Raw genomic sequence first — 24,074 nt, forward strand, 5'->3', positions numbered from 1 at the left:
CCCGTGGCGGATCGTACTGGAGGGACGCATTTCGCATGTCATGCGTTGTTCCATAGCCTTCGGAGGCCCGTCTATGAAGAGGTTCCCCCTGCTTCAGCGGCGATGGGCCTGGTTGTTACTCCGCACGCAGGGCGCGGGCCGGCTCGGCGCGGGCAAGAGCGAGGGAGCGGCCGAGGACTGTCAGCGCGCACAGGATCCCAGCCAGCAACGTGGTCAGGATGAAATACAGGGGCGTAAGGGCGATCCGGTTTTCGAAGCCGGAGAGCCAGTTGCGCATGAACAGCCAGGCCAACGGCCAGGCAACGAGGCTGGCATAGAGGACCGGGCGCAGGAACACGAACAGCATCAGGCGCAGGACCTGGCCCGCCGTTGCGCCGAGGGTCTTTCGGATACCGATCTCATGCATGCGCCGCTCGGCATTGAATGCCGCCAGCCCATACAGGCCGAGGCAGGCGATGGCGATCGTGACTCCCGCGCCGAGCGTGAAGAGCTTGCCGCGCGCGACGTCCTCCCGTGTCGCATTTTCGATCATGGACGTCATGGTCGAGGGCGCGAACGGCAGGCCCGGCACGAGTTGCGGCCACCCGGAACGCAGTTGCGAGAGAACGGCCGGGAGCGCACCGGGCGCGGTGCGCATGGCGATGACAATGCCGCTGAAATGGCCCCCTTGCAGGGCATACGCGGTCGGTGACGGCGCGAAATGTCCGTTCATATCCGTGACGTCGACGACAACGCCGATGATGGTTTTGATACCGTCGGCATTGAATGTCTTTCCAATCGCGGAGGCGGGATCCGAAAAGCCGAGCTTGCGGGCGGCAACCAGATTGAGCACGACGTTGCGGGCAGGCTGGTGACGATCGGCACGCTCGACATCGTCACCGCGCCTGGGGTCCGGCAGACGCCCGGCCAGGAGGGGGATGCCGTAGGTCTGGAAAAAATCGGCGTCTATCCGAGCCGTTATGCTCATGAAGGCAGCGTCGGGCTTTGCTGTGGGGAAGATGCTCTGAACATCATGCGCACCGTCGAGCCAGCCGGCGGATGCACTCGCCGCCCGCATACCCGGCATTGCGCGGAGGCGATCCAGGATTTCCGGCGTACGATCATCGATCTCATCGTGCCGGTCCGTCGAGAGCAGGAGCAGGTCGCGGACCTCCATCCCCCGGGGAATGTTCCGCAGATGGAGGGCCTGCGCATTGACCACCAGCGTGCAGATTCCGATCGTCGTCGCGAAGGCGAACTGGATGCCGAAGAGGACCATGCGCAGCCGCGAACCGAAGCGACCCTGGGCAGGGAGGCGCGAAGCCGCCAGCACAGGCGCCGGTGTGAAGGACGAGAGCAGGAAAGCCGGGTAGCTGCCTGCCGCCATGCCGAGAAACAGGACAGCGCCCAGCAGGATCGGTAGGCTCTCGCGGTAATCCACGTCGATCGGCCAGCCGGACAGCGCGACAACGAACGGAACGACGAGTTCGGTCAGGGCAAGCCCGAGCAGGCCGGCGATAAAGGCCAGCGCCAGTGCCTCGCCGAAAAAGCGTGCGATCAGCCGGTATCGTGATGCCCCGAGGACCTTGCGGATGGCGATCTCGCGCGCGCGCCCAAGCGCCTGCGCCGTGGCGAGATTGATATAATTCAGGCCGGCCGCGATGAGCGCCAGAATGCCGATGATCGCAAGCGCGGTCATGGCGCCACGGCTCGATCCGTCATTCGCGATGCCGTCATGCCCGAAATGCGTTGCCGTCAGGGGAATGGGCGTAAATGTCATCGACTTGCCCATCGCCCCGTCGTTTCGCTGTGCATGCGGCGATGTTGCGAAAACAGCATGCGCCAGCGCCGTGAAAGAGGCGAGATCCCCGGGGTGCGGCAGAGTTACATATGTTTCCGAGCAGAAATAACCCCATTGTTCCGCACATGGGCGCTCCGCCGCGACGTCAGGCAGGGGGGCCACGAGACCGGTCTGGATTTTCGTGTTGACGGGATGCGGCGCCAGCACGCCGGTCACGACATAATCGCGGGCATGTCCTTCGCGGCGGATAGTCAGGGTCTTTCCCATGGGCGATGCATCGCCAAAATATCTGCGTGCCATTTCATCGGACAGAGCGATGTCCGACGGGCCGCGAAGCGCCTCTCTTCCTTGTCCTTCCCGGAACTTCAGGCGGAACACATCAAAAAAGGACGGATCGGCGAAACTGATGATTTCTTCCCGCGCGGCAGCCGACTTTCCCACGGAGACCAGGGCCTTTGCGCTTTCCAGCCGGGTGGCGACAAGACCGGGCATGCGCGCCGTAACGCCCGGCAACAGCAGGGGGGTGAGGGATTCCGCGTGCATCACGTTCCCGTTGAGCTTCAGGTCGGCCTGAAGCTGGTAGATCGACGCCGCACCGGGGTACCACCGCTCCCAGCCGAGTTCGTAGCGGGCGACCAGAGACAGGGTCAGGAATGTTGCGATGCCCAGCGCGAGGCCCGCCACGTTCAGGATCGTGTAGAGGCGATGGCGTGTGACCAGGCGCCAGAAATCCGAGAGCATGTTCGACACTTTCCTGAACGGGGATGCGTCAGATCGCGTTGAGCATGGAGACGACGTCACGCATGGGTCTGGTGCGATCCATGACGGCACCGGGCATCCTGGGGCCGGACGAGGGTGCTATGGCGGGCGGGGGAGCGGGTCTGTCCATCATCTGTCTTCCTCACTGGAAAACAGTGTAGGGTATGTTCGATCGTTTTTATCTTGTTGAAGAAAATTATGTTTCTCAAGGTAATTCGGTGTCGTGTCCGGTTTCGGTCGCGATGTCCGGAAACGGACGGCCCGGTTCGGCTGTCAATCCTTGTTTTTGCGGAATCGTAACGACTGGCGAGCCGCGATGCCGCAGCCAGGTTCTACAGGCTGAGCACGAACGCGGTGCGCCATGGCGTGTCGGGCCTGCGGGGTTCCAGGGTGAGGGAGCCGCCGTGGGCCAGGGCGATCTGGCGGGCGAGGCTGAGGCCGATGCCGCTGCCGTTGGGTTTCAGCGAGAAGAACGGGCGGAAGACCGCGTCGCGATAGGCGTCTTCGATGCCGGCGCCATTGTCGCGGACGGCGATGACCATGCCGGTCGATGTGGCGTGGCCCTGCAGCCAGACGGTGGGGCCGGCGGGATCGGTGGCGGCCAGCGCCGCTTCCGCTGCGTTGTTGAGAAGGTTCAGCAATGCCTGCTCCATCTGCGCCACGTCGAGACGTACGATGACGCGGCGGGGCGGCATGGTGGTTTCCAGATGGACGCGGTGGCCCCAGCGGGCACCGAACAACGCGGCCAGTCCGCGCAGCAGGTCGTGCAGGTTGGTCGGGCGTGGGTCGGGCGGCGGCAGGCGTGCGAGATCGCGATAGCCCTGCACGAAGCGGTCGAGCCCGCGCGTGCGGCGCAGGATGGTGCCCAGGGCCTCGCGGATCATCTCCGCCGCCGCCGGGTCCAGCGGGGGTTCGGCCAGTTCGTGGGCCGTTTCGGCCAGGGAAATGATCGGGGTGAGCGAATTCATGATTTCGTGGCCGAGGATCTGGAGCAGGTCGCGCAGGGTGCGGGCGTCGGCGGCGTTCAGTTCCGCCTCGATGTCGGTCAGGGCCAGGAAATGCGTGACACCGCCCGAACCGCTGCCCTGCGCGACGGCGAGGGCAAAGGTGCGCGGTGGTGCGTCCTGCATGGTGGGAATGCGTACGACGCGGCGTTCCGGCGACGGGGTGCCCAGCAGGGCGGCCGTTTCGGCGGGCAGGCGGTCCTCGGTGGCGAACAGGCGCCGGGCGGCGCGGTTGGCGGCGTGGAAGGCACCGTCGCCCGTGCGGTAGAGCAGGGGGATCGGGGCATGATCCAGCAGGGCGCGGTTGCGCAGCCGCTCGCGGTCCGACGGGCGGACGATGGAGCTTTCCACCCGCACCGGCCGCCGGGCCAGGCCGGCCAGCAGGGCGATGTGGACCAGCGTTGCCGCCAGTGCGGCCAGGGCCAGCAGGGTCGTGGTGGCATAGAGGCCCGCCGCCAGCGCGCGCGGCGCCAGCAGGCAGGCGCCCGCGACCAGGACGATGCAGACTGCGAAGCTGCGGATGGCGCGCATTGCAGGTTACAGGCCGTAGCGTGCCATGCGGCGGTACAGGGCGGGACGGGTGAGCCCGAGGTCGCGCGCCGCATGCGAGACGTTGAACCCGTGGCGGCGCAGCGCGGCCTCAATCAGCGCCTGTTCGGACTGGGCCAGCGTGGGGGCGTTCTGCGCGTGCGCGCTGTCGCCGGGCTGGGGGGCGGTTGCGTCGCCCAGGACCACCATCCGCTCCATCGCCGCGCGCAGTTCGCGGACGTTCTGCGGCCAGGGGCGCAGGCGGAGGGCATCGAGGGATGCCGTGTCCAGCGTGGGTTCGGCCAGGCCGTGGCGGATGGCGAAATAATGCAGAAAATGCGCGGCAAGTGCGGGAATGTCATCCAGCCGGCTGGCCAGGGGAGGCAGCGTGACGCGCACCGCGTCGAGGGGCAGCCATAGGCGTGGCGGCAGGCGGGCGGCAAGGTCCTCCGCCCCCAGGGAGGACAGGGCCAGGATGCGGGGCGGGGCAGTGCCGTCCAGCCGGTCGGCCAGGGCGCGCTGGAGCGGGGGCGGCAGGGATTCGATCCCGCGCAGGATCCAGGTACCGCGTCCGGGGGGCAGGGCGGACAGGCCCTCCGCGTCGAGTATCACCGGTGGCGCGGTGTCGCCCGAGCGCGCATGGATGCGGCGGGCCAGCAGGGTCTTGCCGCTGCCCGGCGGGCCGGACAGCAGCATGTGCGCGCGGGTGGGCGCGATGCGGTCGGCGAGTGCGATGGCGGCGCGTGTCGGGCCGGAGACCGCGATCAGGACCGGTTCGCCGTCTTCGGTTTTCGGCTCGGTTGGTCCGGCTTCGCGCCGCAGGCGGTCCAGCGTGTCGTGCAGCAGGGTGACCAGCCGTTCGTTATGCCACGGCTTCATGACGAAATCGGTGGCGCCCTCGCGCATGGCGGCGACGGCGATGGCCACCCCGCTATGGCCCGTGACGACGATGACCGGCAGGGCGGGGCGCAGCGCGTGCAGGTCGCGCAGCAGCGCCAGCCCTTCCGTCCCCGTGGTGGCGCCCGGCGCGTAGTTCAGGTCCAGCAGCATCAGGTCGATCGGGTCGGCGGCGACGCGGGTCAGGGCCTCCGCCGCGTCGTGGGCCGCGAGCACGCGAAAGCCGCGCCGCGTCAGCAGCAACCGCGCGGCGGACTGGATGTCGGCATCGTCGTCGACGAAGAGGACCGTTGGCTGGTTGGCCGGGTCCGTCATGGCGTGGTTGCTCCCGATTCGTTGCGCGGTCGTCCGGATATTCGCCTTGACAGGCCCGCCCGGCTGTCCGGTTTCGGACAGTTTGTCCGCTGGCGGACAGGGGGAGGGGATGATCCGGAAAACATCCTTTTCTTACAATGGGATAAAAATCCGTTCGGGTACCATACACTGTTTGCGAACGAGGGAAACAGAGCATGGACCGACCGATTTCATCACCCGACGCCGTGCCGTCGCCGACACGTCCGATCTCCGGTGGGGGGATGGATCGGGCGGTGCGCCGCCCGCGTCACCATGTGCTGGTGCGGCGGGCGGTGCGTTGGGGGGCGGCGGTGGCCGTGGTGGTGGCCGGTGTGGTGATGTGGCGGATGGTGCCGGCCTCCGGCACGCTGTCGGTGCGCAATGACCAGTTGACGATCGAGACCGTCCGCTCGGCGCCGTTTCTCGATTATCTTCCCGTTCGCGCCAGCGTGGCGCCGCTGCACGTGACCTATGTGGGCGCGGTGCAGGGCGGCGAGGTGTCGGAGGTGGTGGCGCGGGACGGCGCGCTGGTGGCCAGGGACGATATTCTCGTGCGGCTGACCAACCCGCAGCTTCAGCTGGATGTCACGTCACGCGAGGCGCAGATCGCCAGCCAGTTGGGCGCGGTCAGCGCGCAACGGCTGGCGTTGCAGCAGACGCGGACCAGCGAGGAAAGCCAGCTTGGCGAGGCGCGCTACAATCTGCTGAAGGCCCGGCGGGAACTGGAAATTCACGAACAGCTACACGGGCAGGGGTTCGAATCCGACGCCAATCTGCAAAGCTATCGCGACGAGGCCGAGTATGACGCGAACCGTGTGGCCCGGCTGGACGCGGCGCGGACGCAGGATCTGGCGGTCGCGGCCCGGCAGAGCGACGAGATCGACCGTGAGGCGCAGCGGCTGCGCAGCAATCTGGAAGTGGTCGAAGACAGTCTGAACGCGCTGGTGCTGCGTGCGCCGGTGGCGGGGCGGCTGACGAATTTCGACCTTCAGCCTGGGCAGTCGCTGAAGGCGGGCGACCGGATCGGGCAGATCGACAGCGAGGGGCAGTATCGCCTCGATGCCGATATCGACGAATTCTATCTCGGCCGGGTCTCGGTCGGGCAGCGGGCGGATGCCGAGATCGGCGACGCCAAAGTGGCGATGACGGTGGCGCGCGTGCATCCGCAGGTGACGAACGGCCAGTTCCGCGCCGAACTGACCTTCGACGGGGCGATGGCGGCCGGGCTGCGCCGGGGCGAGAGCGTGGATGTGCGCATTACGCTGGGCGAGACGCATCCGGCGCTGGTGCTGCCCAATGGTGCCTGGCTGGAAGCCGGCGGCGGGTCGGCGGCCTTTGTCATGACTTCGGACGGGCATGGTGCCGACCGGGCGACGATTACGTCCGGGCGGCGCAATCCCGAACAGGTGGAAATTACGGGCGGGCTGCACGCGGGGGATCGCGTGATCGTCTCGTCCTATAATTCCTACAAAAATTTCAATCATCTTTCGATTCACTGACCAACGGCCACCGAACGAACGGAATGCAACGGACATGCTGATCTCCCTTTCCCACATCCAGCGCCTCTACCGCTCCGACGAGGTGGAGACGACGGCGCTGCTCGATATCGAGCTTGGCATCGAGGCGGGTGAATTCGTCGCCATCATGGGCCCTTCGGGCTGCGGCAAGTCCACGCTGCTGAACATTCTCGGCACCATCGACCGGCCGACGGGGGGCTCCTATTCCTTCGGCGGACAGGAACTGACGGAACTGGGCGAGGCGGCGCTGGCGGCGTTCCGGCGTGAAAACCTGGGTTATGTCTTCCAGAGTTTCAATCTGATCGACGAGCTGACGATCGAGGAGAATATCGAACTGGCGCTGATCTATCGCCGGATGCTGAAGGCCGAGCGGCGGCGGCGGGTGGCGCATGCCATGGACCATGTGGGGATTGCCCATCGGGCGCGCCATTATCCGTCGCAGCTTTCGGGCGGCCAGCAGCAGCGCGCGGCGATTGCCCGCGCCATCGTCGGCGAGCCGCGCCTGATCCTGGCGGACGAACCGACCGGTAACCTCGATACCGAAAACGGCGCGCAGGTGATGGATATTCTCCAGCGCCTGAATGACGAGGGGGCGACCATCGTGATGGTGACCCATTCGCCCAGCCATGCCGACCTGGCGAAGCGCCGCGTGGACATGCTGGACGGGCAGATCGTGATCTCGGTGCGCAACGCCATCTAGGGAATTGCAGCGATGTTCACGACCATCCTGAAAAGCGTCCTGCGCCAGATGCGGCGGCATCCGCTCTATGTCGGGCTCAATGTGTTCGGGCTTGCGCTGGGGATAGGCGTGTTCCTGACGCTGACCCTATTGGTGCGGTATGAATACAGTTTCAACGCCGCGTTGCCGGATGTGGGAAGGCTGGCGCGGGTGGATACCCATTGGACGATGCCCGGCACCCCGACGGCCGAGTTCGCGGGCAGTACGTTCCGCGCCCTGCCGTTCCTGCGCGAGGATTTTCCCGAGATCGAAGCGGGAATCCGCTTCGAGAACACCGACTTGCAGACGGAGCGGGACGGGGTTTTCACCTCGTTCGCCGGCGGCCTGACCGATCCTGCATTCTTCAGCGTCTTCGGGCTGAAGCTGTCGCACGGGGTGGCGGAGCAGGCGCTGGCGCGGCCGGATGGGCTGGTACTGTCGGAGCATGCCGCGATCCGGCTGTTCGGGACGACCGAGGCGATGGGGCGGACGGTGGCGATCAACCGTGCCGGGGTGACGGTGACGCATACCGTGACGGGGGTGCTGGCACGCCGGACGACTCCGGATTTTCTCTCCGACATCGAGATGCTGGAGCCGTTTTCCTCGGAGGACATGGCGACCCGGTTCTGCTTCCGGAGCTGGGCGAGTGATTGCGGCAGGATCTATCTCAGGTTTCGCAGGCCGGGGGACATCGATGCGGTGAGCGCGCGGCTGCGCGATTTCGTCATTCGCCATGCGGCGGGAGCGGAGAGCGATCCCACGGCGTTCGGCATGCATCCCGAGAAGGTCTACGGGTTGTCACTGGCGAAGCTGGAGGAGGCACGGTTTCGTGATTTCCACATCCTGTATGCCGAAGACGGGGTGGATCGTACCGTGATCAACAGTATCGGGCTGATGGGTTTGCTGGCACTGGCGCTTGCCTGCGCCAACGCGGTCAATCTGGCCACGGCGCGGGCAGATCTGCGGGCTCGGGAGGTGGCGATCCGCAAGACGCTTGGCGCCTCGCGGAGGATGTTGTTCGTGCAGTTCATGGGGGAGGCGATCCTGGTCGCCGCCATTGCCGGCGTGCTTGGCCTGGCGCTGTGCGAGCTTCTGGTGCCCGAGGTCGCGAGCCTGACGGGGGAAGAGCTTGTGGTGCGCTACGGGCTGGTCGGCGTGGTTCTGCCATTGATCGTGCTGGTCTGCGGGTTTGCCAGCGGACTCTATCCTTCGATGGTCCTGTCGGGCTATCGCCCGGCCGCCGTGCTGGCGGCCGCCCGGATGCCGTCGGGCGGGCGGCGGGCGGCGCGGCTGCGCGATGCGCTGGTGACGGGGCAATTCGGCATCGCGATCACGATCGTGATCTGCATGCTGGTGATCAACCATCAGACGGCATTCATGCGCACCGCCGATCCGGGTTATGTGCGCTCCGGGTTGCTGATCGGGTCTGCGATGCCGGGCAGCGATCTGGCCGCCCAGCGCAGGATGCTGGATGCGCTGCGTGCCGTGCCGGGCGTGGTGACGGCCGGTTTCGGCGAACTGGCGCCGCGTCCGGACACGAAGAACTTTGGGACATACAGTTTTGACGGGCCGGCCGGGCCGGTACACGTCTATCTGCTGCAGGATACGGTGGGTGTCGGCTATTTCGAAGTCTATCGGCCGCGCCTGCTGGCCGGGCGCTGGTTCGATGCTGCCCGCGGGCAGGACGATGTGCCGTCGCGCGAGGAAATGCGGACCCGTACGGCCAGCATCGTTGTCAACGCAGGGGCCGTGTCGCGGTTCGGCTTTGCCTCGCCGGACCAGGCGATCGGCAAAATCATCGGAAGTGGCGGGGTGACGGCCAGAATCGTCGGCGTGATCGACGATGTGCGCTTCGAATCGCCCCGTCAGGCCATCTATCCGGAGATTATCTTCTTCGACACGCTTGCGAAGCAGCCATTCAGCGACCCCATTCCCGCGGTCCGGTTCCAGGGGATCGGGGAAGCCGACGTGGCGCGGCGGCTGAATCGCGCGTGGGCAGGCATTCTTCCCAATGTTTCCAGCGATTTTTCGGCCGTCGATGCGCGGATGGCGGCCTATTACAGCGGTGACGAACGACGGGGGCGGATCTTTACGCTGGGGGCCGCGGCGGCGCTGCTGATTGCCTGCATGGGGTTATATGGGCTGGCGGCCTTTGCGGCCGCGCGGAGGGTGCATGAGATCGGCATCCGCAAGGCGCTGGGGGCTTCGGGGCGGCAGATCGTGGCGTTGCTGCTGGGGGATTTCCTGCGGCCCGTGGTGGTGGCGTGCCTGCTGGCCTGCCCGATCGCGTGGGTGGTCATGCGGCGCTGGCTGGCGGGGTTCGACGAACGGATCGCGCTGACGCCGGCCCATTTCCTGATCGCGGTGGCCGGGGCTTTCGGCATCGCCATTCTCACCGTCCTTGGACAGACCTTTCATCTTGCGCGCGCCGAGCCGGCGCGGGCCTTGCGGGCGGAGTGATCGGCATGCGTGTTTTCTCAGCGACGCTCGCTCTTGCGTTTGTCGTCGCGTCGCCTGCTGCCGCGCAGACGCTTCAGGACTCATTGGCGATGGCCTATCGCGGTAATCCGACCCTGCTGGGCGAGCAGGCGAACCAGCGTGCCGTGACCGAGAATTCGGCGCAGGCGCGCAGCGGCTGGCGGCCGACCGTGTCGGTCAACATGGACGCGAACTATCAGCAGGGGCCCTATACCAGCGCCTTCGCGCTGGGCACCTTCACGTCGAATTACGCGGAAGGCTATGTGGCGGCCAAGCAGACGCTTTATTCCTTCGGCCATGTCGCCAACCAGGTGCGGGCGGCGGATGCGCGGTCACGCGCCGAGGGTGAAAATTTGCGCCTGACGGAATCGCAGGTCTTCACCGCCGCGATCAGTGCCTACATGGATGTGCTGCGCGACCGGTACGTGCTGGACGTGCGGGTGGCCGACCTGGAGATGCTGGTGCGGCAGGTGCGGCTGATCACCTCGCGCTACAATCTGGGCGGCGCGCCGGGCGAGCAGGTGACGCGCACCGATGTGGAGCAGGCCGAGACGCGGCGCCGTTCGGCCGAAGTGGCCCTGACGCAGGCGCGGGCGACGCTGGCGGCGTCGGAGGCGAATTTCCGGGCCGTTATCGGGGTCATGCCGGCGCAACTGACCATGCCGGACGGGTTGCCGGGATTGCCGCCCTCGATCGAGCAGGCGGTGCGGCAGGCGATCGCCGCCAATCCGCAACTGGCGCAGACGCGCGAGATGAAAGCGGCGACCGAGGCGGATATCGATACCGCGCGGTCGCAATGGGGGCCGCAGATCCAGGTGCAGGGGCTGATCGGCACCGTGGGGCCGGCGGCGCCGTTCCGGGGGCATGAATATTCGGAGCAGGTCAGCGGCACGGTGTCGCTGGTGCAGCCGCTTTATAATGGCGACCTGTATAACTCGCAGATCCGGCAGGCGCGCGACAAGGACGAGCAGGCGCGGCAGAATCTGGAGCAGGCCCGGCGGACGGCGTTGCAGGATGTGGTGACCAACTGGCGGGCGGTCGAGAACGGCTTGCAGGCGATCCAGGCCGGTACCGCCGAGGTGCGGTCGGGCGAAACGACGCTGAAGGGCTATCAGATCGAATATGGCTATGGGCTGCGCAGCACGACCGACGTGCTGTACGCCGACCAGAACCTGCGGGCCGCGCAGGTGGATCTGGCGACCAGCCACCATGACACGATCGTGGCCGAAGCGAAGCTGCTGGCCTCGATCGGGCGGTTGCAGGCCCGCGACCTGTTGCCCGGCGCCCGGCATTACGACAACGCGGCCGCATTGCAGCGCGCGCGGACGCGCGGGTGGGAGCCGCTCCAGACACCGATTGCCGCCCTTGACCGGGTGGGCTGGCAGAGAGGGCGTAAAGGGGAGGGCGAGTGATGTTGGCGTCCGGTTTCAGAGTTCTGCCCCGGCATGGGCTCTATGGCGCGATCAACCTGCTGGGGTTGGGGCTGGGGGTTGCCGTCTTTCTGACGATGATGCTGATCGTGCGGTACGAATACGGGTATGACAGTTACGTGCCCGGTGCGTCGCATATCTATCAGGTCGATGATGATTTTCGCCCGGCAGGGCGGGCGCCCTACGAATCGAGCTATATCAGTTTCGTGCCTGTTCCTTTCATGGAGCAGGATTTTCCCGAAATCAGCGAGGCGGTTCGCGTTTTCGAAAATCCGGTGCCCGTGAGGGCTGGGGAGGTGCTGGGACGCGACGTGGTGACATTGACCGACCGGAATTTTTTCGCCGTCTTCGCGCTGCCGCTTCTGGACGGAAACAAGGCGACGGCGCTTGATGGACCCGGCAAGGTGGTGCTGTCGGCGAGCATGGCGCGGAAGTATTTCGGCACCGTCCATGCGGTGGGCCGCCGGATGCGGATCGACAATAGCGGCGATGATAATGTGGTGTCGGCGGTCGTGGCCGACCCGCCGCCGAATGCCACCAGCGACTTCAGGATCATCACCGTTTTTCCCAGTTCGTGGATGGATAAACTGCCATTTCGCAACTGGGGCAGCCAGTGGGGGCATGTGTGGGTAAGGATTGATGATGCCGGGGCCGTGCCGCGCATCGCCGCCGGGTTGCGCGGATTTCCGTATCGGCACCCCGGAAACTGGAAGGAGAGCCAGATCCGTTTCAGTTATGGCGATGGCGGCTTGACGCTGGTGCCGCTGCGCGCGGTGCATTTTCATAGTGCGTCGATCGGCGAGGGAGGGGCCAGCCAGCGGCTGATCGATATTCTCGGGCTGGTCGGGTTGGCGGCGCTGGCGACCGCGATCGTGAATTACGTCAATCTCGCCACCGCGCGGTCGGGGCTGCGGGCGCGTGAGGTCGCGATGCGCAAGGTGCTGGGGGCGACCCGTGCGGCACTGGTCGCGCGCTTCATGGGCGATGCGATCATGCTGGTCGGGGTGTCGGTGCTCGTTGGGTTGGCGCTGACGGAACTCTCGCTGCGCTGGGTCAACATGCTGGGCGGATGGAATGTCGCCTTCGAGTGGGGCTTCGTGCTGCCGGTGTCGGTGCTGATCGTGCTGGTGGTGGGGGTTGTTGCCGGGATTTATCCCGCGCTGGTGCTGTCGTCTTTCCGTCCGGCGGCGGTGCTGGCGGCCAGCCGGATGCCGGCGGGCGGGCGGATCGAGAGCATGCTGCGCAGCGGGCTGGTGGTGCTGCAATTCGGGTTTGCCATCGTGCTGGCGGTCTGCACGATCGTGATGACCGATCAGGCGGCGTTCGTTCGCGTGCTCGATCGCGGGGTCAGCAAGGAGGGTGTGATCGTCATCGATGCGCTGGCGGATGCCAGCCTGGTGGCGCGGCAGGAGGAGATTGTAAGCCGGCTGGGCGAGGTGCCGGGGGTACGAATCGCTACACGATCGGACATGTATCCTCACCACACCGACGATAACAATAGTTTTCGCCGTCCGGGGGGCGATCGTCTGATCTCCGTCTGGTGGGGCTGTGCCACGCCCGGATATTTCGAGGCGGTTGGGGCGAGGCTGGTCGCGGGACGTCTGTTCGACGCGCATCAGGGCAATGATTATCGTGCCGCCCAACAGGAAGGAGCGAGCACCAGCATCGTCATTTCGCGCCTGACGGCGGAACGGTTCGGCTTTGCGTCGCCGCAGGCGGCGGTGGGGCAGGAATTGCGAGAGGATTGGAGCGCGCGCACCTATCGTATCATCGGGGTGATCGACGATATCCGGTTCGGTCGCGCGCATGAGCCGATGCGTCCGTTGCTGTATTTCGGCCGCTCGGGACCGTTCGAGGAGGCGGGCGCGATCATCCGTTATGACGGTGCGTCGCAGGCCGAGGAAATGGCGCGGCTGCGGTCGGCCTGGGCGGGCATCGCGCCGGATGTTCCGTTCTCGGCCCAGGAAGTCAGCGATATTTTTGCCGACGATTTTCGCAGCGACCAGAATTACGGCATGTTGTTCGGCATCGGCTCCGCTGTTGCGATCGGTATCGCCTGTCTGGGCCTGTTCGGCCTGTCGTCGTTCAATGTGTCGCGCCGCCAGCATGAGATCGGGGTGCGCAAGGTGCTGGGGGCGGATCGTCGACAGGTCCTGATGTTGCTGGTGGGGCAGTTTCTTCGCCCGGTCATGATCGCGAACCTGATCGCGTGGCCGGTCGCGTGGCTGTTCATGAGCCAGTGGCTGTCGGGGTTCGACCAGCGGATCGCGCTGACGCCGTGGCCGTTCGTGATCGCGGCTGGTGGGGCGGCGCTGATCGCGCTGCTGACCGTGCTCGGGCAGTCCGCCAGGGCGGCGGCCAATCCGCCGGCTGCATCGCTGAGGGCAGGGTAGGGGCGGCCTATACGGGAGGGCGAGTGATGTTTGCGTCCGGTTTCAGAATTCTGCCCCGGCACGGGCTCTATGGCGCGATCAATCTGCTGGGGTTGGGGCTGGGGGTTGCGGTCTTTCTGACGATGATGCTGATCGTGCGCTACGAATATGGGTACGATCGCTACGTGCCCGATGCGTCACATATCTATCAGGTCGATGATGATTTTCGGCCGGCCGGGCGGGCGCCTTATCAGGCGAGTTATATGAGTTTCGTATCCGTTCCTTTCATGGAGCAGGATTTTCCGGAAATCAGCCAGGCGGTTCGCGTGGTCGAAAAGCCGGCGCCCGTCCGGGTGGGGGCGGTGCTGGAGCGGGATACGGTGGCGTTCACCGACAGGAATTTCCTGTCCGTGTTTGCGTTGCCTTTGCTGGAGGGAGACAAGGCGACGGCGCTCGACGGACCCGGCAAGGTGGTGCTGTCGGCGAGCATGGCGCGGAAATATTTCGGCACCGTCCATGCGATCGGCCGGCGGATGCGGATCGACAATAGCGGTGACGAGGAAGTTGTCTCGGCGATCCTGGTGGATCCGCCGCCGAATGCGACCAGCGATTTCAGGATTGTTACGGTTTTTCCCAGTAGCTGGCTGAAGGAATGGCCCTTCAACAACTGGGGTAGCCAGTGGGGGCATGTGTGGCTGCGGATTGACGATGCCGCGGCAGTACCGCGCATCGCCGCCGGATTGCACGGATACCCGTATCGGCACCCCGGGACCTGGAAGGAGAGCCTGGTCCGTTTTACATATGGCGATGGCGGGTTGGTGCTGGTGCCGCTGCGCGCGGTGCATTTCCATAATGCCTCGATCGGCGAGGGAGGGGCCAGCCGGCGGCTGATCGATATCCTCGGGCTGGTCGGGTTGGCGGCGCTGGCGACCGCGATCGTGAATTACGTCAATCTGGCCACCGCGCGGTCGGGGTTGCGGGCGCGTGAGGTCGCGATGCGCAAGGTGCTGGGGGCGACCCGTGCGGCACTGGTCGTGCGCTTCATGGGTGACGCGATCATGCTGGTCGGGGTGTCGGTGCTTGTCGGGCTGGCGCTGACGGAGCTGTCGCTGCGCTGGGTCAACATGCTGGGCGGGTGGAATGTCGCCTTCGAGTGGGGCTTCGTGCTGCCGGTGTCGGTGCTGATCGTGCTGGTGGTGGGGGTTGTTGCCGGGATTTATCCCGCGCTGGTGCTGTCGTCTTTCCGTCCGGTGGCGGTGCTGGCGGCCAGCCGGATGCCGGCGGGCGGGCGGATCGAGAGCATGCTGCGCAGCGGGCTGGTGGTGCTGCAATTCGGGTTTGCCATCGTGCTGGCGGTCTGCACGATCGTGATGACCGATCAGGCGGCGTTTGTGCGGGCGCTCGATCGCGGCGTCAGCAAGGATGGCGTGATCGCCATCGATGCGCTGATGGATGCGAGCCTGACGGCGCGGCAGGCGGAGATCATGCGCCGGCTGGCCGAGGTGCCGGGGGTGCGGATTGCCACGCGATCGAACATGTATGCCCATCATGTCAACAGCGCCGACAATTTTCGCCGTCCGGGTGATGCACGCCTTGTTCCCGTTCACTGGGGCCGTGTGGCTCCGGGCTATTTCGAGGCGATCGGGGCGAGGCTGGTTGCGGGGCGTCTGTTCGACGAGCACCAGGGCAATGATTATCATGCCGATCCGCAGCATGAGGGGATGGATATCAACGTCGTCATTTCGCGCCTGGCGGCGGAACGGTTCGGGTTTGCGTCGCCGCAGGCGGCGGTGGGGCAGGTTGTGCGGCCGGATCAGGCTGACCGACCCTGTTGTCGTATCATCGGGGTGATCGACGATATTCGTTTCGGCGACGTTCATGAAGCGATGCAGCCGCTGCTGTATCTGGGCCGGACGGGATCCTTCGAGGATGCGGTGGTGATCGTCCGCTATGACGGTGCGTCGCAGGCCGAGGAAATGGCGCGGCTGCGGTCGGCCTGGGCGGGCATCGCGCCGGATGTTCCGTTCTCGGCCCAGGAAGTCAGCGATATTTTTGCCGACGATTTTCGCAGCGACCAGAATTACGGCATGTTGTTCGGCATCGGCTCCGCTGTTGCGATCGGTATCGCCTGTCTGGGCCTGTTCGGCCTGTCGTCGTTCAACGTGTCGCGCCGCCGGCATGAGATCGGGGTGCGCAAGGTGCTGGGGGCGGATCGTCGGCAGGTCCTGATGTTGCTGGTGGGGCAGTTTCTTCGCCCGGTCATGATCGCGAACCTGATCGCCTGGCCGGTCGCGTGGCTGTTCATGAGCCAGTGGCTGTCGGGGTTCGACCAGCGGATCGCGCTGACGCCGTGGCCGTTCGTGATCGCGGCCGGTGGGGCGGCGCTGATCGCGCTGCTGACCGTGCTCGGGCAGTCCGCCAGGGCGGCGGCCAATCCGCCGGCTGCGTCGCTGAGGGCAGGGTAGGAGGTGTTGCATGCCGGAAATGGGGATGGCGCATGATATGATCCAAAAGGGCTGAGCGGCACCGGGGATCGACCCGCCATTCTCCGGCCATCGGGCGGGGAACGTCGGGACTTTTCAGGCGTCAAGATCGGGGGATGCGGGTGTTGGCGGGGCGGGAACGCCCACGCAGTGCCGGCGGCCCGCGTCGGAGAGGGAAAGCATGCGGACAGTTTTTCCGGTGACGGTTTCCGGGGCCGGCTTCCTGGCGGTGTTTTTCCTCCTGTTCGCGGCCGGGGCCGCGTTGGCCGATCCGATGCCGCTGCTCCCCGAGGAGGTGGGGCCTCCGGCCGTGCCCGCGCCGACGGGCGCGCTGCCTGAGCAGGTTGCTCCAGCACTTGATATTCCGCCCCTGCCGGCACTCGACGACGCGGCCGCCAGGGCCGAGGCGCAGCATCTGCTGGTGGCCATGCGGCGCGAGATTCCGCATTTTCAGACGGTGTCGGGCAAGGATGCCGACCGATGGATCGCGCTGGCCCGCGCGCAACTGGCGCGGGCCAAGGTCACGATCGACCGTGCGCAGGTGCTGATGGTGGTGGATCGCAATCCGCGTGTGCAGCGGGTCTGCTTTGTGCTGGCGTTGCCGGATGACGATGCGTGGGTGGTGCTGGGAGGAACCCGGGTTTCGACCGGCCAGGCCGGACGTAAATATTATTATCTGACGCCGACTGGCGTGTTCATCAATTCACCTGATCGGCTGGGCTATCGTGCCGAGGGCACGCGCAACGAGCATGGTATTCGCGGGTTGGGCGCGCGCGGCATGCGGGTGTGGGATATGGGCTGGCAATGGGCGGTGAAGGGCTGGCGGGCGGACCGGGAGCAGGGGCAGATCCGGCTGGAAATTCATGCGACCGACCCGGATTTTCTGGAAGCGCGGCTGGGGCGGCCGGCTTCGGAAGGGTGCGTGCGCATTCCGGCGGCGCTGAACCGGTTTATGGATCGGCATGGGTTGCTGGATGCGCAATATGAACAGGCGGCCAGTTATGATGGCCGCTTTCGGGCGTTGCTGCCTCGGGACCGCACACCTTCGCCGATTGCGGGGGATGCGCTGGTGGTGGTGGATTCCGCGCTCGGTGAGGGGATGACGTGAGGGAGCGATCCTGCTTCCTTCGCGCATTACGAATGGCTGATCCGGGGCAGCCACAGGGCCAGCGCCGCAAGCGTGACCAGCAGGACGGGCGGGGTGATCGCCAGCCCGACCTTCATGTATTGTCCCCATGTGACGCGATGGTTCTTGGACGCCAGCACATGGAGCCATAGCAGCGTGGCGAGACTGCCAATCGGGGTGAATTTGGGGCCGAGATCGCAACCGATGACGTTGGCATAGACCATCAGGTCGCGGGTCAGCGGCGTGATGTCGCGCGCCTGGTCGATGGCCAGCGCGCCGATCAGAACGCTGGGCATGTTGTTCATGATAGAGGAAAGGACCGCAGCCATAAGGCCGGTGCCGATGGTGGCCGTGAAGGTTCCCTGATGGCCGAGCCAGACCAGCGCGGTTGCCAGATGATCGGTCAGTCCGGCATTGCGCAGCCCGTAGACCACCAGATACATGCCCAGCGAGAAGATCACGATCTGCCACGGGGCGCCGCGCAGCACGCGGCCGATGGGAATGACCCGGCCACATCCGGCGACAAGCAGCAGGATTGCGGCGGCAAGACAGGCCACGATACAGACCGGGATATGAAACGGCGCGGTCAGGAAATAGGCCGCCAGAACCAGGGCCAGTAGCGGAAAAGCCGCGCGGAACACAAGGCGGTCACGAATGGACGTGGCGGGCGCGGGCAGTTCGGCGACGGGGTAGGTCTGGGGCACCTGCCGTCGATAATAGAGCCACAGGACGGCAAGGGTCGCGCCAAGTGCCGCCAGATCGACGGGAACCATGATCGCGGCATAGCGGTCAAAGGGAATGCCGAAGAAATTGGCGCTGACGATATTCACCAGGTTGGAAATCACCAGCGGCAGGCTGGTCGTATCCGCGACGAAGCCGGTCGCGATGATGAAGGCCAGCGCCGCGCCATGGCTCAGGCGGAGTTGTGTGAGGATGGCGATGACGATGGGCGTCAGCAGCAGGGCCGCGCCGTCATTGGCGAACACGGCCGCGATCGCGGCACCCAGCAGCACGGTCAGGGGAAACAGCGTCCGGCCCCGGCCCTTGCCCCAGCGCACCACATGCAGGGCGGCCCAATGGAAGAACCCGGCCTCGTCAAGCACCAGCGAGATGACGATCAGCGCGATGAAGGTAAAGGTCGCGTCCCAGACGATGTGCCAGACGACGGGGATGTCGTGCCAGTGGATGACGCCTGTTGCCAGGGCCACGGCGGCACCAGCCATGGCGCTCCAGCCGATGCCGAGACCCCTTGGTTGCCAGATGACGAAGACCAGCGTGGCAATGAAAATGACAAGGGCCAGCATCAGACGATCCGCTTTCCGGCCTCATCCACGATCTTCTCGCCGTTCTCCCTGGCGAATGCGCCGCGCTGTGGGGAGGGAAGAAGATCCAGCACCGTTTCGGACGGACGGCAGAGCGCAGCGCCGAGCGGGGTGACGACGATGGGCCGGTTGATCAGGATCGGACGCGCCATCATGGCGTCGATCAGGTCGTCATCGGTCAGGAGCGGATTATCGAGGCCGAGTTCATCATAGGGTGTGCCCTTGCGCCGCAGCAGGTCACGGGCCGGAATCCCCATGCGGTCGATCAGATCGACCAGTTCGGCGCGGCCTGGCGGCGTTTTCAGATATTCGATGATCCGGGGTTCCGCACCGCTGTTGCGGATCAGCTCCAGCACGTTGCGCGACGTGCCGCAGGCCGGATTGTGGAAGATCGTGATCGTCATGAGCAGGAGTCCGGGGGGGGGCAGCAGGAGGACAGGGTCGCGGCAAGGGGCGCGCAGAGTTCAGGGCTACCCGCGCAGCAATCCCTGACGAGGAAGAGCATCAGGTCGCGCAGGCGTGGAAGACAGGCACGATAGATGATCAGGCGGCTTTGGCGCCGTGCGGTCAGCAGGCCGGCACGGGTCAGGGTGGCTAGATGGGTCGAGATCGTGTTCTGCGGGGCATCGAGATGGCGCGCGACGTCTCCGGCCGGTAGCCCGTCCGGTTCGTGGCGCACCAGCAGGCGGAAGACCTCCAGTCGCGTGGACTGGGACAGGGCGCTGAGGGCCGCGAGAGCAGATTCTGTATCCATGAATCGACGATTGTGGATATGTGGGGTGCGGTCAAGTCGGCCCGGGGCGGGAGTTCCGTCGCGGGGAATGCCGCGTCACACGCCGAACAGGCGGCCGATCCCGCCCGTCACGATCATCGCCACGACACCCCAGAACGTCACCCGCAACGCCGGGCGCAGGGGCGGTGCACCGCCGGCGATCGCACCGACGACGCCCAGAATGGCGAGAACCACGACCGAGGTCAGGGACACGCCCCAGGACACCCATGCCACGGGAGTCAGGACGGCCGCCATGACGGGGAGCACCGCGCCTGACGAAAAGGCCGTTGCCGAGGCGAGCGCCGCCTGTATGGGTCGTGCCGCCGTGGCTTCGGACAGTCCCAGTTCATCCCTTGCATGCGCGCCCAGCGCATCATGCTTCATGAGGGCGACGGCGACCGTGCGCGAGAGGTCTTCGTCCAGTCCTCTTTTCTGATAGATCCCGGCCAGTTCGGTGACTTCCCCGTCCCAGTCCGTGGCCAGTTCCTGTTTCTCGCGGGCGATGTCGGCGTGTTCGGAATCCGCCTGGGAACTGACCGAGACATATTCGCCAGCCGCCATGGACAGGGCGCCCGCGACAAGCGCGGACAGTCCCGCGACGAGAATGCTGCCGCGTGTCGCATGAGAGCTGGCAACGCCGACGATGAGGCTGCCGGTCGACAATGTTCCGTCATTGGCGCCGAGAACGGCCGCACGCAGCCAGCCGAGTTTCTCGACGGCATGGCGCTCGGCCAGAGGATGGAGACGCGACATAAGATGACCTGTTGCTTCTGATAAATACAAATCAAGGTTAAGATGCGTCGTTTGCCGCGACAACAGATATTTTATTCTGATATTGCGAGTTATTTTCAATATTATTTATATTTTCGGAAAATCTGTTCTGTTCAGAATCCTGTCAGGTAAGCATGATATGGAAGTAGATTCAGGGTTCCTTTTCGCCGAGACGCATATGCCTTATTCAACGCCGGACATCACGGACAGCCTGCAGCGCTACGACAGGCCGACGATCGTCCTTCACTGGATGACGGCCTTTCTGGTGCTGTTTCAGTTCGCCGTGGGCGAGACCTGGAGCTGGCCGGCAAAGCCCGTCCATCATCTGATGGTCGTCGCGCATCTGACCGCCGGTATCCTGCTGACGGCGATCATGGCGTGCCGCATTGTCTGGCGTCTGACGAAAGGCCGGCATCTGTCGGACCTTCTCCTGCCTGTGGACCGGGTATTCGCCCTTGGAGCGGAGTACACGCTCTATGTGCTGCTTCTGGCGGAAATCTTGCTGGGCTATCTCTGGCGATGGGGTGCTGGGCAGACGATGAGTTTTTTCGGCCTCCTGATCCCATCCCCCTTCGCACGGTTCCCGGCGGAAACCGTGGCGTGGTTTCACACGCTGCATTACTGGAACGCCTGGCTGATCATGGGTCTTGCGTCAGGCCATGGTATGGCGGCGCTTTTTCATCAGTTCGTCCTGAAGGACAGAGTGCTCGGACGCATGCTGCCGCAGGGCTCCTCGCTCCGTCAGTGAGGCGGTCGGGAATCCCAGGCTGAGGCGTCACCTGCTTCGGCGGACCAATCGCGCATATCGGGTATTTCCGCGATGAATCTGTCGGCTGGCGCTGGTGGCTGGACCTGGAGGGCGTGGGGCCGTGAGGGCGAGAACGTTCGCTTTTCAAAGCGTCCGGCTTCGCTCATGATCATGTGATGACAAAATCCGGATTGCTCCCTTGCCTTGTCCTGCCGGCTTTGCTGGCGCTGTCGCCGGCCTGGGCGGCGTCGGCGGCCCAACCGGTGCCTTCGGGCGCGCCGACACCTGCCAGCGTGGCGGCGGCGATCCAGACGGATGGCGCGGGGGCGGCGTTGGGCGCGCTGGACGATGCCGATACGTTCGATACCGTGACCGACGGGATCGCGGCGGCGGATCCGGCCTGGCTGGCGCTGGTGCCGGCGATGGGGCCGGGACTGGATGCCGATAGCGGGGCTGCGGTTTCGGCGGCGCTGGCCCTGGCGCTGCCGCAGAAGCCGCGTCTGGTTCTGCCGCTGCTGGACCCGAAGACGCCGGCGCTGGACCCGGCGCGGGTTTGCGCCCATCCGTTCGTGCATGATGAAGTGCCGGATCTGAAGGGGTATATCCGGCGTACCCGTGCTGCTCTGCGGCGGGTACGTGATGACGGGTTGCGTGCGGTGCGGGATCGGTGCCTGGCCGCCATGGGAACGGCGAAGTCGGTTCCCTGAGAGCCCGAGCGGCTGATTGGAAATGAGTGCTGGTGACGCGCGTTTCGCGTCAGTGCTGGGCGGGGGTTTGGACCGATTTCCAGGCGCGCAGGGCGGCTAGGGTGCCGCTGATATGGCCTTCGGGCGCCATGGCGCTGTAGGCGTACAGAATATGCCCGTCCGGCGCGATGACGTACGAAGTGCGGCTGGCGTAATGCAGCAGCTTCATCTTGGAATCGTAGGAGCTGGCGATCTTGCCTGCCGGGTCCGAGGCGACAGGGAAGCGACTGCGGCACTCGCTGACCGAGAAGCGGTCCAGCGTTTCGATCTTGTCCATCGAGATGCCGATGACCGTGGCGCCCAGGGCCTTGAACTCGTCCATCGCGTCGGCGAAATCATGGGCCTCGATGGTGCAGCCGCGCGTGAAGGCGGCCGGGTAGAAATACAGGACCACCGGACCCTTGTGCAGGGCCTCGGCCAGCGAAAAATTGTACTGCTTGCCGCCCAGGCTGGCCGGAGCGTCGAACAGGGGTGCCGTGCTGCCCAGTGGCAGCGCCGCCTTGGCCACGGAAAAGGACAGCAGCGTGATGCCCGACAGGGTGAGGGCGACGGGCAACACCATGCTCAACCGGGTGACGCGACGGAGGGAGGCGAGGCGGGGCATGGGCTGACCTTTTCAACGGGAGGCAGGCGATCAGGACCGCGAGTCAGGCGAAATGATGACGCAATTGTCCGAGCCCGTCGACAGGCGATGGCACGCCTCGACAGCGGCCTCATGCGACAGGCCGGTCAGTCGGGCGCGATAAAGCATGCCATGGGGAGCATGCACGCCGGCAACCTGTGGGCGGGCACTGGCCAGCACGGTGGCGGCGCGGCTGCGCGCATGGCCCGCGGCCTGCGATGCCAGGGATGCCGTGCCGAACGCGCCGACCTGAATCGCCCAGTCATGCTGGGCCGGTGCCAGGCTGCCGCGTCGCAGCAGAGGCGCGGGCTCGGCCATGGCGGGAGGGACGAACTGGAAGCCGTGCCCGGCAGTCGATGCGGATTGGGCAGCGGACGGGCGGGGCGAAACGGGTGCGGCGGATGCGATGGCGGCGGGGGCCGGTGAGGCGGGTGCTGGTGCCGGGGATGCCGAGGCCGTTGTGCTGTCGGTGGCGTCCGGCCGGGCGCGGGCGGCCCAGGCGGCGCGGACGGCGTCGGCCGATGTGCCCTGGCCGGCGGGGGAGACGGCCTTCCATGCCGTGTAGGCCGGCGCCGGGGAAGGCGTGGCTTCCGCCGGAGCCTCGGCCACCTGGATCGGCTGGCTGTCGTTGCTGCTGCCCTGATGATCGTTGCGGTGGGCCCAGGCGGCGCGCACGGAACGGGTTTCGGCGTTGGTCTGTGCGGCGGCATAGACGTGCCCGCGCGCGACGTCGTGGGCTTCGACCATCAGGTCGGCCTGCGAGCGGACATTGGGGGTGATGCCGGCGATCTGCGGGCCGATCGCGGCGACGTAATTGCGGGTCTCGCGCGGCAGGGAACGGTTATGCAGCAGGAAATCGTCCAGCCGGCCGGGGCCCGTATTGTAGGCGGCCAGGAAGCCGGGGGAGCCGTAAATGTCGTACATCTGCCGGAGATAGGCGGTGCCGGCCATGATGTTGTCGCGGGGGTTGAACGGATCGTCGCCCAGCCCGTACTGGCCCTTCATTTCGTCGTAGGTCGGGGGCATGAGCTGCATCAGACCCATCGCGCCGGGGGCCGAGGTGACGAACTGGCCGTTGCGGAAGAGCTGGCCGCCGGATTCGCGCTGCATGACCGAGCGGATCCATGTATCCGGGACGTCGAATCGTCTGGACGCTTCCATGATATAGGGGCCCCACGGATCGTCGGGCGGGCCTGGCGGAGCGTAGAAGGATTTGGCGTGGGCCCGGTATTCCGCGGCTTCCTGCATCACCGGGGCATGTTGTCCCGGGTCGGTGGCGCAGGCTGCCAGCAGGCCGGCCAGCCCGACGGCGCCGGCGACGCGGATGGCGAGCCGGCCTCGTACCGGTTGCGGCAGATCGCACGCGCGCGCCGTCGCGCGCCGGGACGGACGGGTGGGGCGGGCCTGCTTCTGTCGGGTCATCGGGCGTTCATCCGGGACGGGCGCGAGACCCGCGAGGGGAGCGCCGGGGTAAAGGCAGAAATTTGGCGCCGATTATGGCGAAAGTAGGGACCCGGCTCCGTTTCGGACGTGAGAACGGCCATCTTCATCATCAGCGCATGCCAGTCCTGGGCGGAAGTTCAGGTCAGAGAGGAAGAATCTGCCCTAAATCTTTATAGAACGCCGTACTTCCGCGCAACATGATCGCGCTGCCGTAGCGATCATGCC

Annotated in this window: 18 protein-coding genes; 9 read left to right on the forward strand and 9 right to left on the reverse strand. The window is 65.9% G+C overall.

What is annotated here, in order from left to right:
- Positions 1-115 precede the first annotated feature (115 nt).
- From ACMAUO_RS00965 to ACMAUO_RS00975, 3 genes are all read right to left on the reverse strand, one after another.
- Complete coding sequence (locus tag ACMAUO_RS00965) at positions 116-2,521, reverse strand: ABC transporter permease (protein ID WP_420355140.1); 2,406 nt, start codon at positions 2,519-2,521, stop codon at positions 116-118.
- Positions 2,522-2,871: 350 nt separating this feature from the next.
- Positions 2,872-4,074, reverse strand: coding sequence for a sensor histidine kinase (locus ACMAUO_RS00970; RefSeq protein ID WP_420355141.1), 1,203 nt, complete (start codon positions 4,072-4,074; stop codon positions 2,872-2,874).
- Between the two features lie 6 nt (positions 4,075-4,080).
- Positions 4,081-5,283, reverse strand: a complete 1,203-nt coding sequence (locus ACMAUO_RS00975; RefSeq protein ID WP_420355142.1) for a sigma-54-dependent transcriptional regulator — start codon at positions 5,281-5,283, stop codon at positions 4,081-4,083.
- Positions 5,284-5,477: 194 nt separating this feature from the next.
- Between ACMAUO_RS00975 and ACMAUO_RS00980 the strand changes: the two genes are divergently transcribed.
- The 7 genes from ACMAUO_RS00980 (at position 5,478) to ACMAUO_RS01010 (ending at position 17,407) form a co-directional block, all read left to right on the forward strand.
- Positions 5,478-6,800, forward strand: a complete 1,323-nt coding sequence (locus ACMAUO_RS00980; protein WP_420355143.1) for an efflux RND transporter periplasmic adaptor subunit — start codon at positions 5,478-5,480, stop codon at positions 6,798-6,800.
- Positions 6,801-6,834: 34 nt separating this feature from the next.
- A complete protein-coding gene (locus tag ACMAUO_RS00985) occupies positions 6,835-7,518 on the forward strand; it encodes an ABC transporter ATP-binding protein (RefSeq protein WP_420355144.1) in 684 nt (227 codons plus the stop codon).
- 12 nt (positions 7,519-7,530) lie between these two features.
- Complete coding sequence (locus tag ACMAUO_RS00990; RefSeq protein WP_420355145.1) at positions 7,531-9,996, forward strand: ABC transporter permease; 2,466 nt, start codon at positions 7,531-7,533, stop codon at positions 9,994-9,996.
- Positions 9,997-10,001: 5 nt separating this feature from the next.
- Positions 10,002-11,426 carry a TolC family outer membrane protein gene (locus ACMAUO_RS00995; RefSeq protein ID WP_420355146.1) on the forward strand — a complete coding sequence of 475 codons (1,425 nt, stop codon included), beginning with the start codon at positions 10,002-10,004 and terminating at the stop codon, positions 11,424-11,426.
- Positions 11,426-13,837 (forward strand): ABC transporter permease, encoded by a 2,412-nt coding sequence (locus ACMAUO_RS01000; protein ID WP_420355147.1) that lies wholly within the window; start codon positions 11,426-11,428, stop codon positions 13,835-13,837. Before ACMAUO_RS00995 ends, ACMAUO_RS01000 begins: the two co-directional genes overlap by 1 nt.
- Positions 13,838-13,863: 26 nt before the next feature.
- On the forward strand, positions 13,864-16,281 hold the full coding sequence (locus ACMAUO_RS01005) for an ABC transporter permease (protein ID WP_420355148.1): 2,418 nt from the start codon (positions 13,864-13,866) through the stop codon (positions 16,279-16,281).
- Between the two features lie 199 nt (positions 16,282-16,480).
- Entirely contained in the window at positions 16,481-17,407 is a 927-nt protein-coding gene (locus ACMAUO_RS01010) for a L,D-transpeptidase (protein ID WP_420355149.1), read from the forward strand.
- A gap of 26 nt (positions 17,408-17,433) precedes the next feature.
- Here ACMAUO_RS01010 and ACMAUO_RS01015 read toward each other — a convergent pair whose 3' ends face one another.
- The 4 genes from ACMAUO_RS01015 to ACMAUO_RS01030 all read right to left on the reverse strand — a co-directional run bounded on the left by ACMAUO_RS01015 (position 17,434) and on the right by ACMAUO_RS01030 (position 20,272).
- Complete coding sequence (locus ACMAUO_RS01015; protein WP_420355150.1) at positions 17,434-18,729, reverse strand: arsenic transporter; 1,296 nt, start codon at positions 18,727-18,729, stop codon at positions 17,434-17,436.
- Positions 18,729-19,151 (reverse strand): arsenate reductase (glutaredoxin), encoded by a 423-nt coding sequence (gene arsC, locus ACMAUO_RS01020; RefSeq protein WP_420355151.1) that lies wholly within the window; start codon positions 19,149-19,151, stop codon positions 18,729-18,731. The genes ACMAUO_RS01015 and arsC overlap by 1 nt, the downstream gene beginning before the upstream one ends.
- On the reverse strand, positions 19,148-19,501 hold the full coding sequence (locus ACMAUO_RS01025; RefSeq protein ID WP_420355152.1) for an ArsR/SmtB family transcription factor: 354 nt from the start codon (positions 19,499-19,501) through the stop codon (positions 19,148-19,150). The genes arsC and ACMAUO_RS01025 overlap by 4 nt, the downstream gene beginning before the upstream one ends.
- 75 nt (positions 19,502-19,576) lie before the next feature.
- Entirely contained in the window at positions 19,577-20,272 is a 696-nt protein-coding gene (locus ACMAUO_RS01030) for a VIT1/CCC1 transporter family protein (RefSeq protein WP_420355153.1), read from the reverse strand.
- Positions 20,273-20,429: 157 nt separating this feature from the next.
- Between ACMAUO_RS01030 and ACMAUO_RS01035 the strand changes: the two genes are divergently transcribed.
- On the forward strand, positions 20,430-21,038 hold the full coding sequence (locus tag ACMAUO_RS01035) for a cytochrome b (RefSeq protein ID WP_420357161.1): 609 nt from the start codon (positions 20,430-20,432) through the stop codon (positions 21,036-21,038).
- 176 nt (positions 21,039-21,214) lie between these two features.
- Entirely contained in the window at positions 21,215-21,745 is a 531-nt protein-coding gene (locus ACMAUO_RS01040; RefSeq protein WP_420355154.1) for a hypothetical protein, read from the forward strand.
- 49 nt (positions 21,746-21,794) lie between these two features.
- On the opposite strand, the gene ACMAUO_RS01045 is transcribed toward ACMAUO_RS01040, so the two are convergent.
- Together ACMAUO_RS01045 and ACMAUO_RS01050 are read right to left on the reverse strand one after the other, a co-directional pair.
- Positions 21,795-22,388, reverse strand: coding sequence for a peroxiredoxin (locus tag ACMAUO_RS01045; RefSeq protein WP_420355155.1), 594 nt, complete (start codon positions 22,386-22,388; stop codon positions 21,795-21,797).
- 30 nt (positions 22,389-22,418) lie between these two features.
- A complete protein-coding gene (locus ACMAUO_RS01050) occupies positions 22,419-23,828 on the reverse strand; it encodes a lytic transglycosylase domain-containing protein (protein ID WP_420355156.1) in 1,410 nt (469 codons plus the stop codon).
- Positions 23,829-24,074: the final 246 nt, after the last annotated feature.

The sequence above is a fragment of the Gluconacetobacter brunescens genome (assembly GCF_048695475.1).
Classification (GTDB): domain Bacteria; phylum Pseudomonadota; class Alphaproteobacteria; order Acetobacterales; family Acetobacteraceae; genus Gluconacetobacter.

Bases quoted from the DNA above. Each gene is read 5' to 3' on its own strand.
- ACMAUO_RS00985 (WP_420355144.1), top strand. From the start codon at position 6,835: ATGCTGATCTCCCTTTCCCACATCCAGCGCCTCTACCGCTCCGACGAG.
- ACMAUO_RS00990 (WP_420355145.1), top strand. From the start codon at position 7,531: ATGTTCACGACCATCCTGAAAAGCGTCCTGCGCCAGATGCGGCGGCAT.
- ACMAUO_RS00975 (WP_420355142.1), bottom strand. From the start codon at position 5,283: ATGACGGACCCGGCCAACCAGCCAACGGTCCTCTTCGTCGACGACGAT.
- ACMAUO_RS00995 (WP_420355146.1), top strand. From the start codon at position 10,002: ATGCGTGTTTTCTCAGCGACGCTCGCTCTTGCGTTTGTCGTCGCGTCG.
- ACMAUO_RS01030 (WP_420355153.1), bottom strand. From the start codon at position 20,272: ATGTCGCGTCTCCATCCTCTGGCCGAGCGCCATGCCGTCGAGAAACTC.
- ACMAUO_RS00965 (WP_420355140.1), bottom strand. From the start codon at position 2,521: ATGCTCTCGGATTTCTGGCGCCTGGTCACACGCCATCGCCTCTACACG.
- ACMAUO_RS01000 (WP_420355147.1), top strand. From the start codon at position 11,426: ATGTTGGCGTCCGGTTTCAGAGTTCTGCCCCGGCATGGGCTCTATGGC.
- ACMAUO_RS01040 (WP_420355154.1), top strand. From the start codon at position 21,215: ATGACAAAATCCGGATTGCTCCCTTGCCTTGTCCTGCCGGCTTTGCTG.
- ACMAUO_RS01015 (WP_420355150.1), bottom strand. From the start codon at position 18,729: ATGCTGGCCCTTGTCATTTTCATTGCCACGCTGGTCTTCGTCATCTGG.
- ACMAUO_RS01025 (WP_420355152.1), bottom strand. From the start codon at position 19,501: ATGGATACAGAATCTGCTCTCGCGGCCCTCAGCGCCCTGTCCCAGTCC.
- ACMAUO_RS00980 (WP_420355143.1), top strand. From the start codon at position 5,478: ATGGACCGACCGATTTCATCACCCGACGCCGTGCCGTCGCCGACACGT.
- ACMAUO_RS01050 (WP_420355156.1), bottom strand. From the start codon at position 23,828: ATGACCCGACAGAAGCAGGCCCGCCCCACCCGTCCGTCCCGGCGCGCG.
- ACMAUO_RS00970 (WP_420355141.1), bottom strand. From the start codon at position 4,074: ATGCGCGCCATCCGCAGCTTCGCAGTCTGCATCGTCCTGGTCGCGGGC.
- ACMAUO_RS01045 (WP_420355155.1), bottom strand. From the start codon at position 22,388: ATGCCCCGCCTCGCCTCCCTCCGTCGCGTCACCCGGTTGAGCATGGTG.
- ACMAUO_RS01035 (WP_420357161.1), top strand. From the start codon at position 20,430: ATGGAAGTAGATTCAGGGTTCCTTTTCGCCGAGACGCATATGCCTTAT.
- ACMAUO_RS01010 (WP_420355149.1), top strand. From the start codon at position 16,481: ATGCGGACAGTTTTTCCGGTGACGGTTTCCGGGGCCGGCTTCCTGGCG.
- arsC (WP_420355151.1), bottom strand. From the start codon at position 19,151: ATGACGATCACGATCTTCCACAATCCGGCCTGCGGCACGTCGCGCAAC.
- ACMAUO_RS01005 (WP_420355148.1), top strand. From the start codon at position 13,864: ATGTTTGCGTCCGGTTTCAGAATTCTGCCCCGGCACGGGCTCTATGGC.